Origin of the sequence: Klebsiella sp. I138 (genome assembly GCF_051131765.1) — a bacterium.
In the GTDB taxonomy this organism is placed as follows: domain Bacteria; phylum Pseudomonadota; class Gammaproteobacteria; order Enterobacterales; family Enterobacteriaceae; genus Klebsiella.
Genome location: NZ_CP180447.1, coordinates 4,067,731 through 4,083,655, shown reverse-complemented (window position 1 = coordinate 4,083,655; position 15,925 = coordinate 4,067,731). Strand labels below are relative to the sequence as shown.

The following is a 15,925-nucleotide window of genomic DNA, read 5'->3' as shown; positions in this document are numbered from 1 at the left end:
GGCTGAATATTTTAGCCGCCCCGGTCATTTATGACCGGGGCGTTTTTTATTGCGCGAAAGAAAACTTTTGCGGGCTACGGCGGGCTGATGATGATGCCCGGATAAGGCGTCAGGCGCCGTTATCCGGGGATGCTGCGGTGGTTATTCTGCGTCTTCTTCGATCTCTTCCTGAGGAGGGATCTCATTAAACCAGCTGTCGAGTTTTTGTCGCAGCTTGTCCACGCCTGATTTCTTCAGCGAAGAGAAGGGCTCAACCTGCACATCACCGTTGAAGGCGAGAACCGCCTCACGCACCATATTCACCTGCGCTTTACGTGCGCCGCTGGCCAGCTTATCGGCTTTAGTGAGCAGCACCAGAACCTGGATATCGCTTTCTACGGCCCATTGAATCATTTGCTGATCAAGGTCTTTCAGGGGATGACGGATATCCATCAACACCACCAGGCCTTTCAGGCACAGACGTTTCTCCAGGTATTCACCCAGTGCACGCTGCCACTTTATCTTCATCTCCTCGGGGACCTGAGCGTAGCCGTAGCCCGGCAGGTCGACCAGGCGTTTGCCTTCGGCGACTTCGAACAGGTTAATAAGCTGGGTGCGTCCAGGGGTCTTAGAAGTACGCGCCAGGCTTTTCTGGTTGGTAAGCGTATTCAGGGCGCTGGATTTCCCCGCATTTGAGCGACCAGCAAAAGCAACTTCGATACCCGTATCGGATGGAAGATGGCGGATATCGGGTGCGCTGGTGACAAAATGCGTCTGTTGATAGTTCCAGTTGGTCAAGACTGTCGTCTCCGTTAAATAAGGCTATGGCGGGGATTATACCTGAACAGCAGAAAAAGGCTGTTTTTACCGCACCTGTCTGTTGTAAGTAAAAACCTTGTGCTTTGTGAGACATTGCCCATTCAATTCAGGGGAGATCGATGAGAAATGTCGAGTGTTTTTAGTATAAAAACATTAAAAATCATTATCTTAATTAAAAATAAAAATCTTACATACCCATTTTTACTTTGTGGTTGGTTGTAGGATTTACTTAACACGGTAAAGTAATGAGCAAAGGTAAGGAAGCCGACAGGACGAAGACTCAGGATGAGTGGTCAGGAGCGCCAGGAGGCGAAGACCAGGGATTGATGTCAGGATGACAAACGTCTGGAGACGTTTTAAAAAGGAAAGGGATATAACAGGGACTGTTATTAGCTAAAGGAAAGACAGGGTGCGTCGTTAGCTAACAGGGAAAGTGGAAACCCGTTAAGGGTTGTCAGTGAGGAAAAAGGCGACAGAGTAATCTGTCGCCTTTTTTCTTTGCTTGCTTTCTGCTAGATTCCGCCTCAATTCTATACTGAAGAAAACGAATCTGAAGATTACCTATATGAAAAAACCGACATCCGTAACCCGTGGCAAAACGCAGCGCAAGACACGTGAAGAAATGAACCAGGAATCCCGCGATCGCAAACGCCAGAAGAAACATCGTGGCCACGCGGCGGGAAGTCGCGCAACCGGCGCTGATGCCGCATCATCCGGCAAAAAACAGGGCCAACAGCAAGATCCGCGTATTGGGAGTAAAAAACCGATTCCGCTGGGCGTGACTGAAAGCACCCCGGCTACTAAGCAGCACAAACCGAAGAGCGAGAAACCTATGCTTTCACCACAGGCTGAGCTGGATTTGCTGGAAAACGATGAGCGCCTGGACGCGCTGCTGGAACGTCTGGAAGAGGGTGGTTCCCTGAATGCTGAAGAGCAGTCCTGGGTCGATGCCAAACTCGATCGTATTGATGAGCTGATGCAACAGCTTGGTCTGTCCTACGATGACGATGAAGACGAAGAAGAAGAAGAGCGTCAGGAAGATATGATGCGTCTGCTGAAGGGTGGAAACTAACGTTTGCATTCAATCGGATTCCCGGTCCTGCTTATAACCCTTCTGGTTATATGTTATCTGCTGTGGTTATTCGCTAAACTACGACGGTTGTCGCGGCGTCAGAAATGGCTGCGCAACCGGCTCATTACCCGAGGTACGGTTGGGCCGGGGCGGCGTACCCGCCGGCGGCACCATCGGAAGGAGTGAGCATGTCTGTGCAGTTAATCGACTGGGATCTGGCCCTGATCCAGAAATATAACTATTCCGGGCCACGTTATACCTCGTACCCCACCGCACTGGAGTTTTCTCCTGAGTTCGGTGCGGCTGAATTTGACGAGGCGGTGGCTCGCTACCCGCAGCGCCCGCTATCGCTGTATGTGCATATTCCGTTTTGCCACAAGCTCTGCTATTTCTGTGGCTGCAACAAAATTGTGACCCGCCAGCAGCATAAGGCCGACCAGTATCTGGATGTCCTGGAGCAGGAAATTATTCATCGCGCGCCGCTTTTTGCCGGGCGTCAGGTGAACCAGCTGCACTGGGGCGGCGGTACCCCTACCTATCTGAACAAAGCGCAAATCAGCCGTCTGATGCATCTGCTGCGCGGCCATTTCAATTTTAACGCTGAGGCGGAGATCTCGATTGAAGTCGATCCGCGTGAAATCGAACTGGATGTCCTGGATCATCTGCGAGCTGAAGGCTTCAATCGCCTGAGCATGGGCGTGCAGGACTTCAATAAAGAGGTTCAGCGGCTGGTTAATCGCGAGCAGGACGAAGCGTTTATTTTTGCCTTACTTAACCATGCGCGTGAGATTGGTTTTACCTCGACGAATATCGATCTGATTTATGGTCTGCCGAAACAAACGCCGGAGAGTTTCGCGTTTACGCTGCAAAAAGTGGCCGAGCTTAATCCCGATCGACTGAGCGTATTTAACTATGCGCATCTGCCGACGCTCTTTGCCGCCCAGCGTAAAATCAAAGATGCCGACCTGCCTTCGGCGGAACAGAAACTGGATATTCTGCAGGAGACTATTGCTTCACTCACCGGCGCCGGCTACCAGTTTATTGGAATGGATCACTTTGCCCGTCCGGATGATGAGCTGGCCATTGCTCAGCGCGAAGGCGTCCTGCATCGTAACTTCCAGGGCTACACGACTCAGGGTGACACCGACCTGCTGGGGATGGGCGTTTCGGCGATCAGCATGATTGGCGACTGCTATGCGCAGAACCAGAAAGAACTGAAACACTATTATCAGCAGGTTGATGAAACCGGCAATGCGCTCTGGCGTGGCATCGCGTTGACCCGCGATGACTGTGTTCGTCGCGATGTCATTAAGGCGCTGATTTGCCAGTTCAGTCTCGATTTTTCGGCGGTAGAAACGCGGTGGGAGCTGGATTTCCAGCGCTATTTTGCGGACGACCTGGCGCTGCTGGCGCCGTTGGCAAAAGACGGGCTGGTGGATGTGGATGAAAAGGGCATTCAGGTGACGCCGAAAGGCCGGCTGCTGATTCGCAATATCTGCATGTGCTTTGATGCCTATCTGCGCCAGAAAGCGCGAATGCAGCAGTTCTCCCGGGTAATTTAAGCACTGTCCCGGCGGGCGATATGCCTGCCGGAACAGAGAAGCATTACTCCATGCCTAACTCTTTCAGCTTGCGCGTGAGCGTATTGCGCCCCCATCCCAGCAGACGTGCGGCTTCCTGCTTGTGTCCTTGCGTATGACGCAGCGCAGTAGTGAGCAGCGTCCGCTCCATTTCCGGTTGCGCTTCAGAAAGCAGGTTTTGATGACCGGAACGCAGGGCGCGATCGGCCCACTGCCCCAGCAACGTCGCCCAGCTGTCCGGCTGCATATGGGTAGGGCTATCCGGAATGGTGGTTTCAAACAGTTCACTGGGAAGATCCTGCGTCAGAACTTCCTGACCTGCTGCCATCACCGTCAGCCAGCGACAGGTGTTTTCCAACTGACGGACGTTACCGGGCCAGGCTAAACGAGTTAGCGCGGTTTCCGTCTCCGGATGGAGCTGCTTGGCTTCGACCCCCAGCTCGCGGGCGGCAATTTGCAGGAAATGCCGTGCCAGGCGGGGAATATCCTCACGGCGCTCGCGCAGCGGTGGGAGATGGACGCGAATCACGTTCAGGCGGTGGAACAGGTCATCGCGGAATTTCCCCTCCTGCACGCGCTGTTCAAGATTCTGGTGGGTTGCGGCAATAATACGCACGTCTACCTTCACCGGCGCATAGCCGCCCACGCGATAGAACTGGCCATCGGCCAGAACGCGCAGCAGACGCGTCTGCACATCAAGAGGCATATCGCCGATTTCATCGAGGAATAAAGTCCCGCCGTCGGCCTGCTCAAAGCGCCCCTGACGCACGGTATTGGCGCCGGTAAATGCCCCTTTTTCGTGGCCGAAGAGTTCGGATTCGATCAGGTCCTTTGGGATAGCCGCCATATTCAGTGCAATAAACGGCGCTTTCGCCCGCGGGCTATGGCGGTGCAAAGCATGAGCAACCAGCTCTTTACCGGTACCGGATTCGCCGTTGATCAATACGCTGATTGAAGAGCGCGACAGGCGCCCGATGATACGGAAGACGTCCTGCATCGCCGGGGCTTCACCGATAATATCGGCCGTCGGGCTGGTTATCGTGATATTGCGCGGCTGCTGCTGCTCCTGATAATGGCTGATCGCACGGTCTACCAGGGCGACGGCTTCATCAATATCAAACGGCTTAGGCAGATAATCAAAGGCACCTTGCTGATAGGCGCTGACCGCCGCGTCCAGGTCTGAATGCGCGGTCATTATGATGACCGGGAGCATTGGATGACGCTGTTTAATTTGTTTCAGTAGCGCCAACCCATCCATTCCCGGCATCCGGATATCCGATAACAGTACATCCGGGGTTTTGGTGGTGAGTGCATCAAGCACCTCGTTGCCGCTTTCAAACGTTGTACAACTTAAGCCTGCCCCGGTGAGCGCGCGTTCAAGCACCCAACGGATGGAGCTATCGTCATCAACGATCCAGGCTATCCCTCGTTGCATAAACACCTCTACTTCCGAATAGGCAGGTATACCGAGAATTCGGTATGCCCTGGCCAACTGGTAAATTCAATTTTGCCGGAGTGCTGATCGATAAGACTGCGGGCAATGGAAAGCCCCAGACCGGTACCGCCTTCGCGACCGCTAACCATGGGATAAAACAGCGTGTCCTGTAAGTGAGATGGAATTCCCGGACCGTTGTCCTCGACGTCAATCCGCGCGGTGAGGCGGTAGCGCACGCCGTGTAGCGTCAGCTGAAAGGCCGTACGGGTGCGCAGAATAATCTCGCCACCTTCCGGCCCCAGCGCCTGAAGCGCATTACGCACGATATTCAGCAGAACCTGCTCGATTTGGTCGGGGTCATGCGGAAGCTCCGGCAGGCTCGGGTCGTAATCGCGGACAAGTTTGACGTTATCCGGCAGTTCCATCGAGACCAGCTTGACCACTCGCTCGGCGACCTTATGGATGCTTTCGGTGACGTGCATCCCTGGGTGCTGTGGCCCCAGCAGACGGTCAACCAGATTTCTTAAGCGATCGGCCTGTTCGATGATGACGTTGGTATATTCCATGAGTGCCGGGTCTGGCAGCGCTTTACTCAGCAGCTGTGCGGCGCCTCTGAGGCCGCCTAACGGATTTTTAATCTCATGGGCCAGCCCTCGTACCAGATCCCGCGCAGCGATTTGCTGGGCGTGCTGTAGCTGCTCCTGGCTCAGGCGCCGCTGGTTATCCATTGGGGCCATCTCCAGCAGGATATAGCCATCAGGCAGGCGCTGAGCGGTCAGAGACAGGATATGCGAGCGGCCATCGATAACCAGCGTCACTTCGTTGTCGGTAAAGCCCTGGCCCGCCAGCAGGCTTTCCTGCATCAGGCCGATATTCAGTGAAAAGTAGCTCAACAGTTCCGGGAGTGGCGTGCCGAAGAGCTTACGTGAACTTTGTGCCAGCAGCTGCTGTGCCGCCGGGTTCGCGTAATGCACCGCCAGGTCGTCATCGACCAGTAAGATACTGTTGATTAAAGAGTTAAGGATCTGCCCAGCATCGGGCTGAGTGCCTGTTGCCATCTGACAGTCTCCTGAAAAGAGTGCACCATTTTAGTGCATTATAGCTTTTTATGAATAAAAAGCGCATGAGATCAGCATGTTGGTGGAGAAAAAAGCCCATCCTGAGATGGGCTGAAAGTTTCCACGGCAACAAAATATCCCTGGTATCCCACGCCACAACACGGAATACCGAGGATTTACAGCAAAATCAGACGCTGTAGTACAGCTCGAACTCAACCGGGTGCGGAGTCATGCGTACGCGGTCGTTTTCTTCAATACGCAGGGCGATGTAGGCATCGATAGCGTCGTTGGTGAATACGCCGCCAGCCGTCAGGAACTCACGGTCAGCGTCCAGCGCGTTCAGTGCTTCTTCCAGAGAGCCTGCAACCTGTGGGATCTCTTTCGCTTCTTCCGGCGGCAGATCGTACAGGTTTTTGTCCATCGCTTCGCCCGGATGGATTTTGTTCTTGATACCGTCAAGGCCAGCCATCAGCAGTGCTGCGAAGCACAGGTACGGGTTAGCCGCCGGGTCCGGGAAGCGCACTTCGATACGGCGTGCTTTCGGAGAGGTGACCACCGGGATACGGATGGAAGCTGAACGGTTACGGGCAGAGTAGGCCAGCATAACCGGTGCTTCGTAACCCGGGACCAGACGCTTGTAGGAGTTGGTCGTCGGGTTCGCCAGGGCGTTGATCGCTTTAGCGTGCTTGATGACGCCGCCGATGTAGAACAGCGCTTGTTCAGACAGGCCTGCATACTTGTCGCCAGAGAACAGGTTGACACCGTTCTTGGACAGAGACATGTGGCAGTGCATGCCGGAACCGTTATCACCAAACATAGGTTTTGGCATGAAGGTCGCCGTTTTGCCGAAGCGGTGAGCGACGTTATGCACGACATATTTGTAGATCTGAATTTCGTCCGCTTTTTTGGTCATGGTGTTGAAGCGGGTAGCGATTTCGTTCTGACCTGCGGTGGCCACTTCGTGGTGGTGAGCTTCAACAACCAGGCCCATTTCTTCCATGATCATACACATGGTAGAACGGATGTCCTGAGAGGAATCGACCGGCGGAACCGGGAAGTAACCGCCTTTCACGCCCGGACGGTGACCTTTGTTACCACCTTCATATTTGGTGGAAGAGTTCCATGCGCCTTCGATATCATCGATAGCAACGTGGGAACCAGAGATAGACGCGCCAAAACGGATATCGTCAAACAGGAAGAACTCTGGCTCTGGCCCGAACAGTACGGTGTCTGCCAGACCGGTAGAGCGCAGATACTCTTCAGCGCGTTTGGCGATGGAGCGCGGGTCACGGTCGTAGCCCTGCAGCGTGCCTGGTTCCAGGATATCGCAGCGGATGATCAGCGTTGGTTCTTCAAAGAACGGGTCGATCAGCGCGGTGGTCGCATCCGGCATCAGAACCATGTCAGATTCGTTAATACCTTTCCAGCCACCAATCGAGGAGCCATCAAACATTTTGCCTTCTTCGAAGAATTCGGCATTTACCTGATGAGAAGGAATTGTGACGTGCTGTTCTTTACCTTTGGTATCGGTGAAGCGCAGGTCGACAAACTTCACTTCATGCTCGTTCAGCATCGTCAAAACGTGTTCAGCGGACATACTTAAACTCTCCCGGATTGGTCATTGTCGTCGTGGTAACGAAAACTTTTTAACTGCTTAATGTGGCGTTGTTGCCTTAAAAAATATAAAGCGAAATCTGTGCCAACTTTTAAATTGCCCCCAAAAGGCGTTATCATGCACTCCATCGTGCAAAAGGGCTGCACCATCATGAATGCATTGCACCAATATAGTGCATTTATGTGAACGTCGTGCACTTATTTGGTGCAATTTACCTTTAATAACCCTTTTAACGCTCCGTGAAAGCGATCACAAAGAAACTCTGCAATACTTGTTTGTGGAGGATGTTTGTGATCCTGTTTTGTACTGCGATTAATCCGTGTACAATAACGCGCTATTTCTAAATGCCTGAGGCAAAGTTGTGATCGAAAATTTGCGTAATATCGCCATCATCGCGCACGTTGACCATGGTAAAACTACCCTGGTTGATAAGCTGCTGCAGCAATCCGGTACGTTCGATGCGCGTGCCGAAACTCAAGAGCGAGTGATGGACTCCAACGATTTGGAGAAAGAGCGTGGGATTACCATCCTCGCGAAAAACACCGCTATCAAATGGAATGATTACCGTATCAACATCGTTGATACCCCTGGGCACGCCGACTTCGGAGGTGAAGTTGAGCGTGTAATGTCCATGGTTGATTCCGTTCTGTTGGTCGTTGACGCAATGGATGGCCCAATGCCGCAGACGCGCTTCGTAACCAAGAAGGCATTTGCTCATGGCCTGAAGCCAATCGTGGTCATCAACAAGGTTGACCGTCCGGGCGCACGCCCTGACTGGGTCGTCGATCAGGTATTTGACCTGTTCGTTAACCTTGATGCGACTGATGAGCAGCTGGACTTCCCGATCGTTTACGCTTCTGCGCTGAACGGTATCGCGGGTCTGGATCATGAAGATATGGCTGATGATATGACTCCGCTGTATCAGACCATCGTCGATCGCGTACCGGCTCCGAACGTGGACCTGGATGGCCCGCTGCAGATGCAGATCTCCCAGCTGGATTACAACAACTACGTTGGCGTAATTGGCATCGGCCGCATCAAACGCGGCAAAGTGAAGCCAAACCAGCAGGTCACTATCGTTGATAGCGAAGGCAAAACCCGTAACGGTAAAGTCGGTAAAGTTCTGACCCATCTGGGTCTGGAGCGTATCGACAGTGACATCGCAGAAGCAGGCGATATCATCGCGATCACCGGTCTGGGCGAACTGAACATCTCTGACACCATCTGCGATCCGCAGAATGTTGAAGCGCTGCCGGCGCTGTCAGTCGATGAGCCGACCGTATCCATGTTCTTCTGCGTTAACACCTCTCCGTTCTGTGGTAAAGAAGGTAAGTACGTTACCTCCCGTCAGATTCTTGACCGTCTGAACAAAGAACTGGTGCATAACGTGGCGCTGCGCGTTGAAGAAACTCCGGATGCTGATGCATTCCGCGTTTCTGGTCGTGGCGAACTGCACCTGTCTGTTCTGATCGAAAACATGCGTCGTGAAGGTTTCGAAATGGCGGTTTCCCGTCCGAAAGTTATCTTCCGCGAAATCGACGGCCGTAAACAAGAGCCGTTCGAAAACGTAACGCTGGACGTTGAAGAGCAGCATCAGGGTTCTGTCATGCAGGCTCTGGGTGAGCGTAAAGGCGACCTGAAAAACATGAATCCAGATGGCAAAGGCCGCGTACGTCTCGACTACGTGATCCCAAGCCGTGGCCTGATCGGCTTCCGTTCTGAGTTCATGACCATGACTTCCGGTACCGGTCTGCTGTACTCCACCTTCAGCCACTACGACGACGTTCGTGCGGGTGATGTGGGTCAGCGTCAGAACGGCGTACTGATCTCCAACGGTCAGGGTAAAGCGGTTGCGTTTGCACTGTTCAGCCTGCAGGACCGCGGTAAGCTGTTCCTGGGCCACGGTGCTGAAGTTTATGAAGGTCAGATCATCGGTATTCACAGTCGTTCTAACGACCTGACTGTAAACTGCCTGACCGGTAAGAAACTGACCAACATGCGTGCTTCCGGTACTGATGAAGCAACTACGCTGGTTCCGGCGCTGAAAATGACCCTGGAGCAGGCTCTGGAGTTCATCGATGACGACGAACTGGTCGAAGTGACTCCGACTTCTGTCCGTATCCGTAAGCGCCATCTGACTGAGAACGATCGTAAACGCGCTATGCGCGGTGCGAAAGAAGAGTAATTCGCACTTCTTGTCGATGCCTGGACCCCGCCTTTATGGCGGGGTTTTTTTTTGCCCTGCACCATACCCGCCCAGCGTCAGCAAATAGCCGCTTCCGTTTCGGAGAGAGGCTGGTCACATTTATCCCCAAAGAATAACGTAGATATTGCTTTTTTTTTGCGCGTCAGAGTAAGATTCATGAACTGGTTTAAACCAACTGGGTTAAACAATGACAACAAATCTGTCTACCGTCGAAAATGCGAAAGAAAAATTAGACCACTGGCTGAAGGAAGGAATAACCGCGCCTGGCGGTAAGCTCCCCTCAGAAAGAGAATTAGGCGAGCTGTTGGGCATTAAGCGTATGACCCTGCGGCAGGCGCTTTTAAGCCTGGAAGCAGAATCACGCATCTTCCGTAAAGACCGGAAGGGGTGGTTCGTGACCCAGCCTCGTTTTAACTATAGCCCGGAGCTGTCAGCCAGTTTTCAGCGTGCTGCGCTAGAACAAGGCCGGGAACCTTCCTGGGGATTTATTGAAAAGAGCCGTACGGCAAACTACCCCGAGGCCGCACAGCCGCTTCTGGCGACAACGGTATCAGATGAGCTTTACCTCATTACCGGTTGGGGGGCACTGGAAGGGCATAAAGTTTTTTATCACGAAACCTTTATTAACCCGAATGTCGCGCCAGGGTTTATCGAACAGCTTGAAAATCAATCTTTCTCCTCCGTCTGGAAAAATGAGTACCAAAAGGACGTCGTAACCAAAAAGCTGGTGTTTAAACCAATCCGACTGTCCGGTGATATCAGTAAATTTATTGGCGGTTCTTCTGGCATGCCGGCCATTCTTATTGAAAAGCATCGGGCTGACGGTGACGGCAATATTATTCAGATAGATCTTGAATACTGGCGGTTCGAAGCTGTAGATCTCTTTATTAACTTGTAGGTACGTTATGCTAACTCAATACGATGCAGAAAAAATTCTCGCGCGTGTAGATAACCTCCCCCTTTATCTTCACGCCTATGCATATCACCTTAATATGCGGCTTGAACGCATATTACCCGGTGATTTATTAGATATTGCGCATAAAAATAATCTGCGCGGTGTGAAAATTCATGTTCTGGATGGTGAAACACGCTCTTTAGGTAAGATGAGTGACGCGGAGCTTGGCGAGTTTTCAGAAAAAGCGAAAAAGTTACAGCTTGATGTTCATATAGAAACCAGCTCCTCAGATAAACCTGCCATCGACCATGCAACATATATCGCATTAAAAACCGGTGCCACCTCTGTTAGATTTTATCCTCGCTATGAAGGGCATTTACAGGACGTACTACCGAAAATCGCTCTTGATATTCAGTATATTAAAGAGCGTTATCAGGATAGTGGGCTGACGTTTACTCTTGAGCAGCATGAGGACCTGAAAAGCCACGAACTGAATGCATTAATCGAACAGAGTGATATGTCTTCGCTTTCTCTTCTGTTTGATTTTGCGAATATGATCAATGCCAACGAACATCCGCTTAATGCATTAGAGACGATGTCTCCCTTTATTACTCAGGTTCATATTAAAGATGCCCTGATTGTTAATCAGGATAACGGTCTCGGGCATCAGGCCTGCATCTCCGGACAAGGGGATATGCCGTTTAAAGAGTTGCTCACCAGGCTAATTTGCCTTGGTGATAAGCATCCTCAAGTGGTTGCCTACGGTCTGGAAGAAGAGGTGGACTACTTTGCCCCGGCGTTCCGCTTTGCTGATGAAGGTGATAATCCGTGGATCCCGTGGCGAGAAATGAGTGAAACGCCTTTACCTGAGACCTCACAGCTGGAAACTCGGTTACTGAAAGAAAAAGCGGATGCTCTTCAACAGTTAGCATTTGTCAGAACAACGCTCCAGCAAATAAAAAGTGAGGCCAGCCACATTATCAAATCTTAATTTTAAGCTCTGATCTTTTATTTTTCGATATGCCACCCGGCAGGCGTGGCCAGGGTTCTTTTTCCTTTTAAAACGAAATGATTATAAAATCATTAAGGAATCACATGCTCACAAGAAAGAAATGGGCACTCTTTAGCTTATTGACGTTGTGTGGCGGTACGATTTATAAACTGCCTTCGCTAAAAGATGCTTTCTATATACCGATGCAGGAATATTTTCATTTGACCAATGGTCAGATTGGGAATGCCATGTCCGTTAACTCATTTGTAACGACGATTGGTTTTTTTCTTTCAATCTATTTTGCCGATAAATTACCGCGCAAATACACCATGTCATTCTCGCTTATCGCCACCGGGCTGCTAGGTATCTATCTGACAACAATGCCGGGGTACTGGGGTATTCTCTTCGTCTGGGCGCTATTTGGTGTCACCTGTGACATGATGAACTGGCCAGTATTATTAAAGTCCGTCAGCCGTCTGGGAAATAGTGAGCAGCAGGGCCGGCTATTTGGCTTCTTTGAAACCGGCCGCGGTATTGTTGATACTATCGTCGCTTTTTCTGCACTGGCGGTTTTTGCCTGGTTCGGAAGTGGCCTGTTAGGGTTTAAAGCCGGGATCTGGTTTTATTCCATCATTGTTATTAGCGTCGGGGTCATTATCTTCTTTGTGCTTAATCAGGACGATGATGATGTTAAAACAGCCGCCGTCGACTGCCAGCATGAAGAGAAGAAAAACACCAGTATGTCTTCCGTATTGAAAGATAAAACAATATGGCTGATTGCGTTCAACGTCTTTTTTGTTTACGCCGTTTATTGCGGACTGACTTTCTTTATTCCATTCCTGAAAAACATTTATCTTCTACCGGTCGCGCTGGTGGGGGCTTACGGCATTATTAACCAGTACTGTCTGAAGATGATCGGTGGTCCCGTTGGCGGGATTATCTCGGATAAAATACTGAAATCCCCGAGTAAATATTTGTGCTACACCTTTTTTATCAGTACGGCTGCGCTGGTGGTCCTGATTCTGCTCCCGCATGAAAGCATGCCGGTTTATCTGGGAATGGCTTGCACATTGGGCTTTGGGGCGATCGTCTTTACTCAGCGCGCGGTCTTCTTTGCGCCAATTGGTGAAGCGAAAATTGCGGAAAGTCAGACCGGCGCCGCCATGGCACTCGGTAGCTTTATCGGCTATGCCCCTGCAATGTTCTGTTTCAGCCTCTACGGCTATATCCTGGACCTCAATCCAGGCATTCTGGGATACAAAATTGTCTTTGGTATCATGGCCTGCTTTGCGTTCTGCGGCGCCGTTGCATCCGTCTTGCTGGTGAAGCGGATTAGCCAACGAAAGCGGGCGTTAGAGGCCGCTGAGGCATAACGTCAGGGCGTGAAACCTCAGGATGTTGAATAGCGAAAGCCGCAGGTTTCTGCGGCTTTGTTACTATTTTTCCCCGGTAGAAGAGAGATTTTTACTCGCTGATATCCCGGGATATATCCTGCTCGGCAATGACCAGCTCAACATTTTCCTCACTCATCAGCTGCTTAAATGAGTTTGGCGGCGGAGCATCGGTGAAAAATGCCCGAACTTTACGTGCGTTGCCGATGGAGACGGCTGCGGAGGCAGAAAATTTAGTATGGTCGGCAACTAATAGCGTATTACGCGCATGTTCAATCATTGTTTTGGCGACCTGGGCTTCATTGACGTCGAACTCCAGCAGTGTCCCGTCATGCTCAATCGCCCCAATGCTGGTAATTAAATAGTCCGCTCTGAACCCTTCAATAAAACTCACCGCGCCAGGACCTACGATGCCGCCATTATGTGCCCGCAGCGTTCCCCCAGGCACCATGACTTCAATATCCTGGTTTTTATACAAGATTTGTGCGACACGAAGACTGTTCGTGATGATGCGTAAATCGTGGCGATTGAGCAACGCCCTGGCAACGGCTTCGACGGTGGTTCCTATCGTAATAAAAACGGTGCAACGTTCAGGAAGGTAATCAGCAACGGCTTCCGCAATAGCTTGCTTTTCCTGAGTAAGCGACAGTTCGCGCTGCTCAAAGGCCGTATTCATGACGCTTGATACTCTTCCGGCCCCGCCATGGTGACGGGTAATTAACCCTTGCTCACTCAGTTTACGAATATCCCGGCGGACAGTTTGCGTGGATACATCCAGCAGCTGCGCCAGTTCTTCGATATTCATGTAGCCTCGTTCCGCAATATAGTGGACGAGCTGATCGTGCCGTGGGTTACCGGTAATCTCGATGATGCTCATGAATACTCCTGTACTCTGCCCCTGTAAATGTTCACTATTTTACGCATAAAGTGACAAAAATGATTCAGTTTGCTCACGATTAGGAATGCCGGCTCGACCTCCTGCGCGTGTGCATTTCATCGCTGCTACCGCGCTGGCAAAACGAATAGCTTGAATTGTAGGCATTTTTTCTGCTAACGCGAGGGCCATTGCACCGTGAAAAACATCGCCAGCGCCGGTAGTATCGATCACATCCACAGAGAATCCGGGCAGTTGACACGGATGATCATCTTCAATCCATAAAGACCCTTCACTACCCAGAGTGACATACACCTGGCCATCAGTGTGCTTAGCGGCCAGATACAAACCCTGTTCGGCGCTCTTTTGCCCGGTCATTCGTTCCAGACCTGGCGTAGAGAAAACGGCATGATCGGCAAGTGCAACCAGTGGGGTAATATCCTGCGGCGTCATATCCGCATCCAGCAGCGTTGTGACGCCTGCCGCACGTGCCAGCGTAAAGGCTTTCTCTGTCCCTTCATGCCAACGGACATCGGCCAGGACGATGTCGTAACGCGTAAAATCGATTGATTCCAGCCATTGTGCATCGGTCTTCAGATCCGGGCTCGGGTAGTTAACGATGATTCGCTCTCCCTGATGATCAACGAGAATGGCGGATTGTGAAGAGCGGGCATGAGGATACTGGCGACAAAGTGACGTATTCACTCCCCAGTTTTGCAGCTCGGTAAGCAAGGTATCTCCACAACTGTCGTCACCCACGCGGCCAATAAAGTCAACTTCAGCTCCGAGCCTGGCAATAGCAACCGCTGCTGTCGCCGCCGGGCCTCCTCCCGTCTCCAGATACTGGCTTGCCTGATATTTGCCGCCATCCTCCGGAAGGCTCTCCAGAGAGTAAATGCGATCCTGAACGGTGATTCCAACGCATGCAATTCTGATCATATCTGACTTGTCCTGTGTGATTTTGTCTTCTTTTGTTCATTCTAATGACATAAATGATCAAATTAGTGATGCGGGTCGTGTTTTTAATCATAAATTACAAATATGCTCAAAAACAGACGGAATTTTCTTTTTTTGTTGTAATTTTTTGTCAACCTAAGACAGGAGATCGTTCATGACGACCATCGCATTTTTGGGATTGGGCCAGATGGGCAGCCCAATGGCCAACAATCTGTTGCAAAAAGGGCATGCTTTGCGTGTTTTCGACGTCAATCAGCAAGCCGTTAATGCGTTAGTTCAGAAGGGGGCCATCGCAGCCGGAACCCCGGCCGAAGCAGCACAAGGCGCTGAGTTTGTCATCACGATGCTGCCAAATGGCGACATTGTTCGGCAAGTGTTACTGGGTGAATCCGGCGTCTGTGAATCGGTATCTCATGATGCGCTGGTAATCGATATGTCCACGATTCATCCGCTGCAAACCGATGCACTCCTCGACGCAATGAAAGAAAAAGGCATCAGCATGATGGATGCGCCCGTGGGCAGAACTTCCGTTAATGCTATCGATGGCACTTTGCTGATTCTGGCAGGAGGAACGTCAGAACAAGTGGAGCGTGCGCGCCCAATCCTGTTGTGCATGGGATCTGAGCTGGTCGAAGCGGGTGGCCCGGGGATGGGGATCCGCGTCAAGTTGATTAACAACTACATGAGCATCGCGCTAAACGCACTGTCTGCGGAGGCTGCCGTGCTTTGCGAGTCATTAGGCTTAAGTCTGGATGTGGCCATCAAAGTCATGAGCGGTACGGCGGCAGGCAAAGGCCACTTCACCACAACCTGGCCAGGAAAAGTGCTGAAAGGGGATCTTTCTCCCGCATTTATGGTGGATCTGGCGTTGAAAGATTTGCGTATCGCTGTTGATGTCGCCGGTCAGACCGGAGCGCCGCTCAGCATGGGGATTGCGGCAGAAACGTATTATGCCAGCGCCAGCGAGAGTGGCCGGGGTCGCCAGGACTGGAGTGCGCTGTTATCCCTGGTTCGTCAGCAGGCTGGCCGCCCGGACTCATTTTAAATTCTAAA

General features: G+C 51.5%; 13 protein-coding genes. 7 read left to right on the top strand and 6 right to left on the bottom strand.

The window, feature by feature from the left end:
* Window positions 1-141: 141 nt before the first annotated feature.
* Window positions 142-777: a ribosome biogenesis GTP-binding protein YihA/YsxC gene (gene yihA, locus ACMYSK_RS19070; protein ID WP_434637786.1), complete on the bottom strand. Its 636-nt coding sequence runs from the start codon at window positions 775-777 to the stop codon at window positions 142-144.
* Window positions 778-1,363: 586 nt separating this feature from the next.
* Between yihA and yihI the strand changes: the two genes are divergently transcribed.
* Window positions 1,364-1,870 carry a Der GTPase-activating protein YihI gene (gene yihI / locus ACMYSK_RS19065; protein WP_434637784.1) on the top strand — a complete coding sequence of 169 codons (507 nt, stop codon included), beginning with the start codon at window positions 1,364-1,366 and terminating at the stop codon, window positions 1,868-1,870.
* Window positions 1,871-2,058: 188 nt separating this feature from the next.
* The gene (gene hemN / locus ACMYSK_RS19060) at window positions 2,059-3,432 is read left to right on the top strand and encodes an oxygen-independent coproporphyrinogen III oxidase (protein WP_434637782.1); all 1,374 of its coding nucleotides are present in this window, start codon (window positions 2,059-2,061) and stop codon (window positions 3,430-3,432) included.
* A 43-nt stretch (window positions 3,433-3,475) separates the two neighbouring features.
* Here the strand turns inward: hemN and glnG are convergent, their stop codons facing one another.
* From glnG to glnA, 3 genes are all read right to left on the bottom strand, one after another.
* Window positions 3,476-4,885, bottom strand: coding sequence for a nitrogen regulation protein NR(I) (glnG, locus tag ACMYSK_RS19055; RefSeq protein WP_434644208.1), 1,410 nt, complete (start codon window positions 4,883-4,885; stop codon window positions 3,476-3,478).
* Between the two features lie 8 nt (window positions 4,886-4,893).
* On the bottom strand, window positions 4,894-5,943 hold the full coding sequence (glnL, locus tag ACMYSK_RS19050) for a nitrogen regulation protein NR(II) (protein ID WP_434637780.1): 1,050 nt from the start codon (window positions 5,941-5,943) through the stop codon (window positions 4,894-4,896).
* Between the two features lie 187 nt (window positions 5,944-6,130).
* Window positions 6,131-7,540, bottom strand: a complete 1,410-nt coding sequence (glnA, locus tag ACMYSK_RS19045; protein WP_041143387.1) for a glutamate--ammonia ligase — start codon at window positions 7,538-7,540, stop codon at window positions 6,131-6,133.
* Between the two features lie 379 nt (window positions 7,541-7,919).
* Here glnA and typA point away from each other — a divergent pair, with 379 nt between their 5' ends.
* The 4 genes from typA to ACMYSK_RS19025 all read left to right on the top strand — a co-directional run bounded on the left by typA (window position 7,920) and on the right by ACMYSK_RS19025 (window position 13,023).
* Complete coding sequence (gene typA, locus ACMYSK_RS19040; RefSeq protein WP_434637778.1) at window positions 7,920-9,743, top strand: ribosome-dependent GTPase TypA; 1,824 nt, start codon at window positions 7,920-7,922, stop codon at window positions 9,741-9,743.
* Between the two features lie 208 nt (window positions 9,744-9,951).
* Window positions 9,952-10,662, top strand: a complete 711-nt coding sequence (locus ACMYSK_RS19035; RefSeq protein ID WP_434637776.1) for a GntR family transcriptional regulator — start codon at window positions 9,952-9,954, stop codon at window positions 10,660-10,662.
* A gap of 7 nt (window positions 10,663-10,669) precedes the next feature.
* Window positions 10,670-11,650 (top strand): sugar phosphate isomerase/epimerase family protein, encoded by a 981-nt coding sequence (locus tag ACMYSK_RS19030; protein WP_434637774.1) that lies wholly within the window; start codon window positions 10,670-10,672, stop codon window positions 11,648-11,650.
* 104 nt (window positions 11,651-11,754) lie between these two features.
* Window positions 11,755-13,023, top strand: a complete 1,269-nt coding sequence (locus tag ACMYSK_RS19025) for an MFS transporter (protein WP_434637772.1) — start codon at window positions 11,755-11,757, stop codon at window positions 13,021-13,023.
* A gap of 91 nt (window positions 13,024-13,114) precedes the next feature.
* On the opposite strand, the gene ACMYSK_RS19020 is transcribed toward ACMYSK_RS19025, so the two are convergent.
* Together ACMYSK_RS19020 and ACMYSK_RS19015 are read right to left on the bottom strand one after the other, a co-directional pair.
* Window positions 13,115-13,918, bottom strand: coding sequence for a DeoR/GlpR family DNA-binding transcription regulator (locus tag ACMYSK_RS19020; protein WP_434637770.1), 804 nt, complete (start codon window positions 13,916-13,918; stop codon window positions 13,115-13,117).
* 39 nt (window positions 13,919-13,957) lie between these two features.
* Window positions 13,958-14,854: a sugar kinase gene (locus ACMYSK_RS19015; RefSeq protein WP_434637768.1), complete on the bottom strand. Its 897-nt coding sequence runs from the start codon at window positions 14,852-14,854 to the stop codon at window positions 13,958-13,960.
* A gap of 172 nt (window positions 14,855-15,026) precedes the next feature.
* On the opposite strand from ACMYSK_RS19015, the gene yihU reads away from it, so the two are divergent.
* Window positions 15,027-15,917, top strand: a complete 891-nt coding sequence (yihU, locus tag ACMYSK_RS19010; RefSeq protein ID WP_434637766.1) for a sulfolactaldehyde 3-reductase — start codon at window positions 15,027-15,029, stop codon at window positions 15,915-15,917.
* Window positions 15,918-15,925 lie beyond the last annotated feature (8 nt).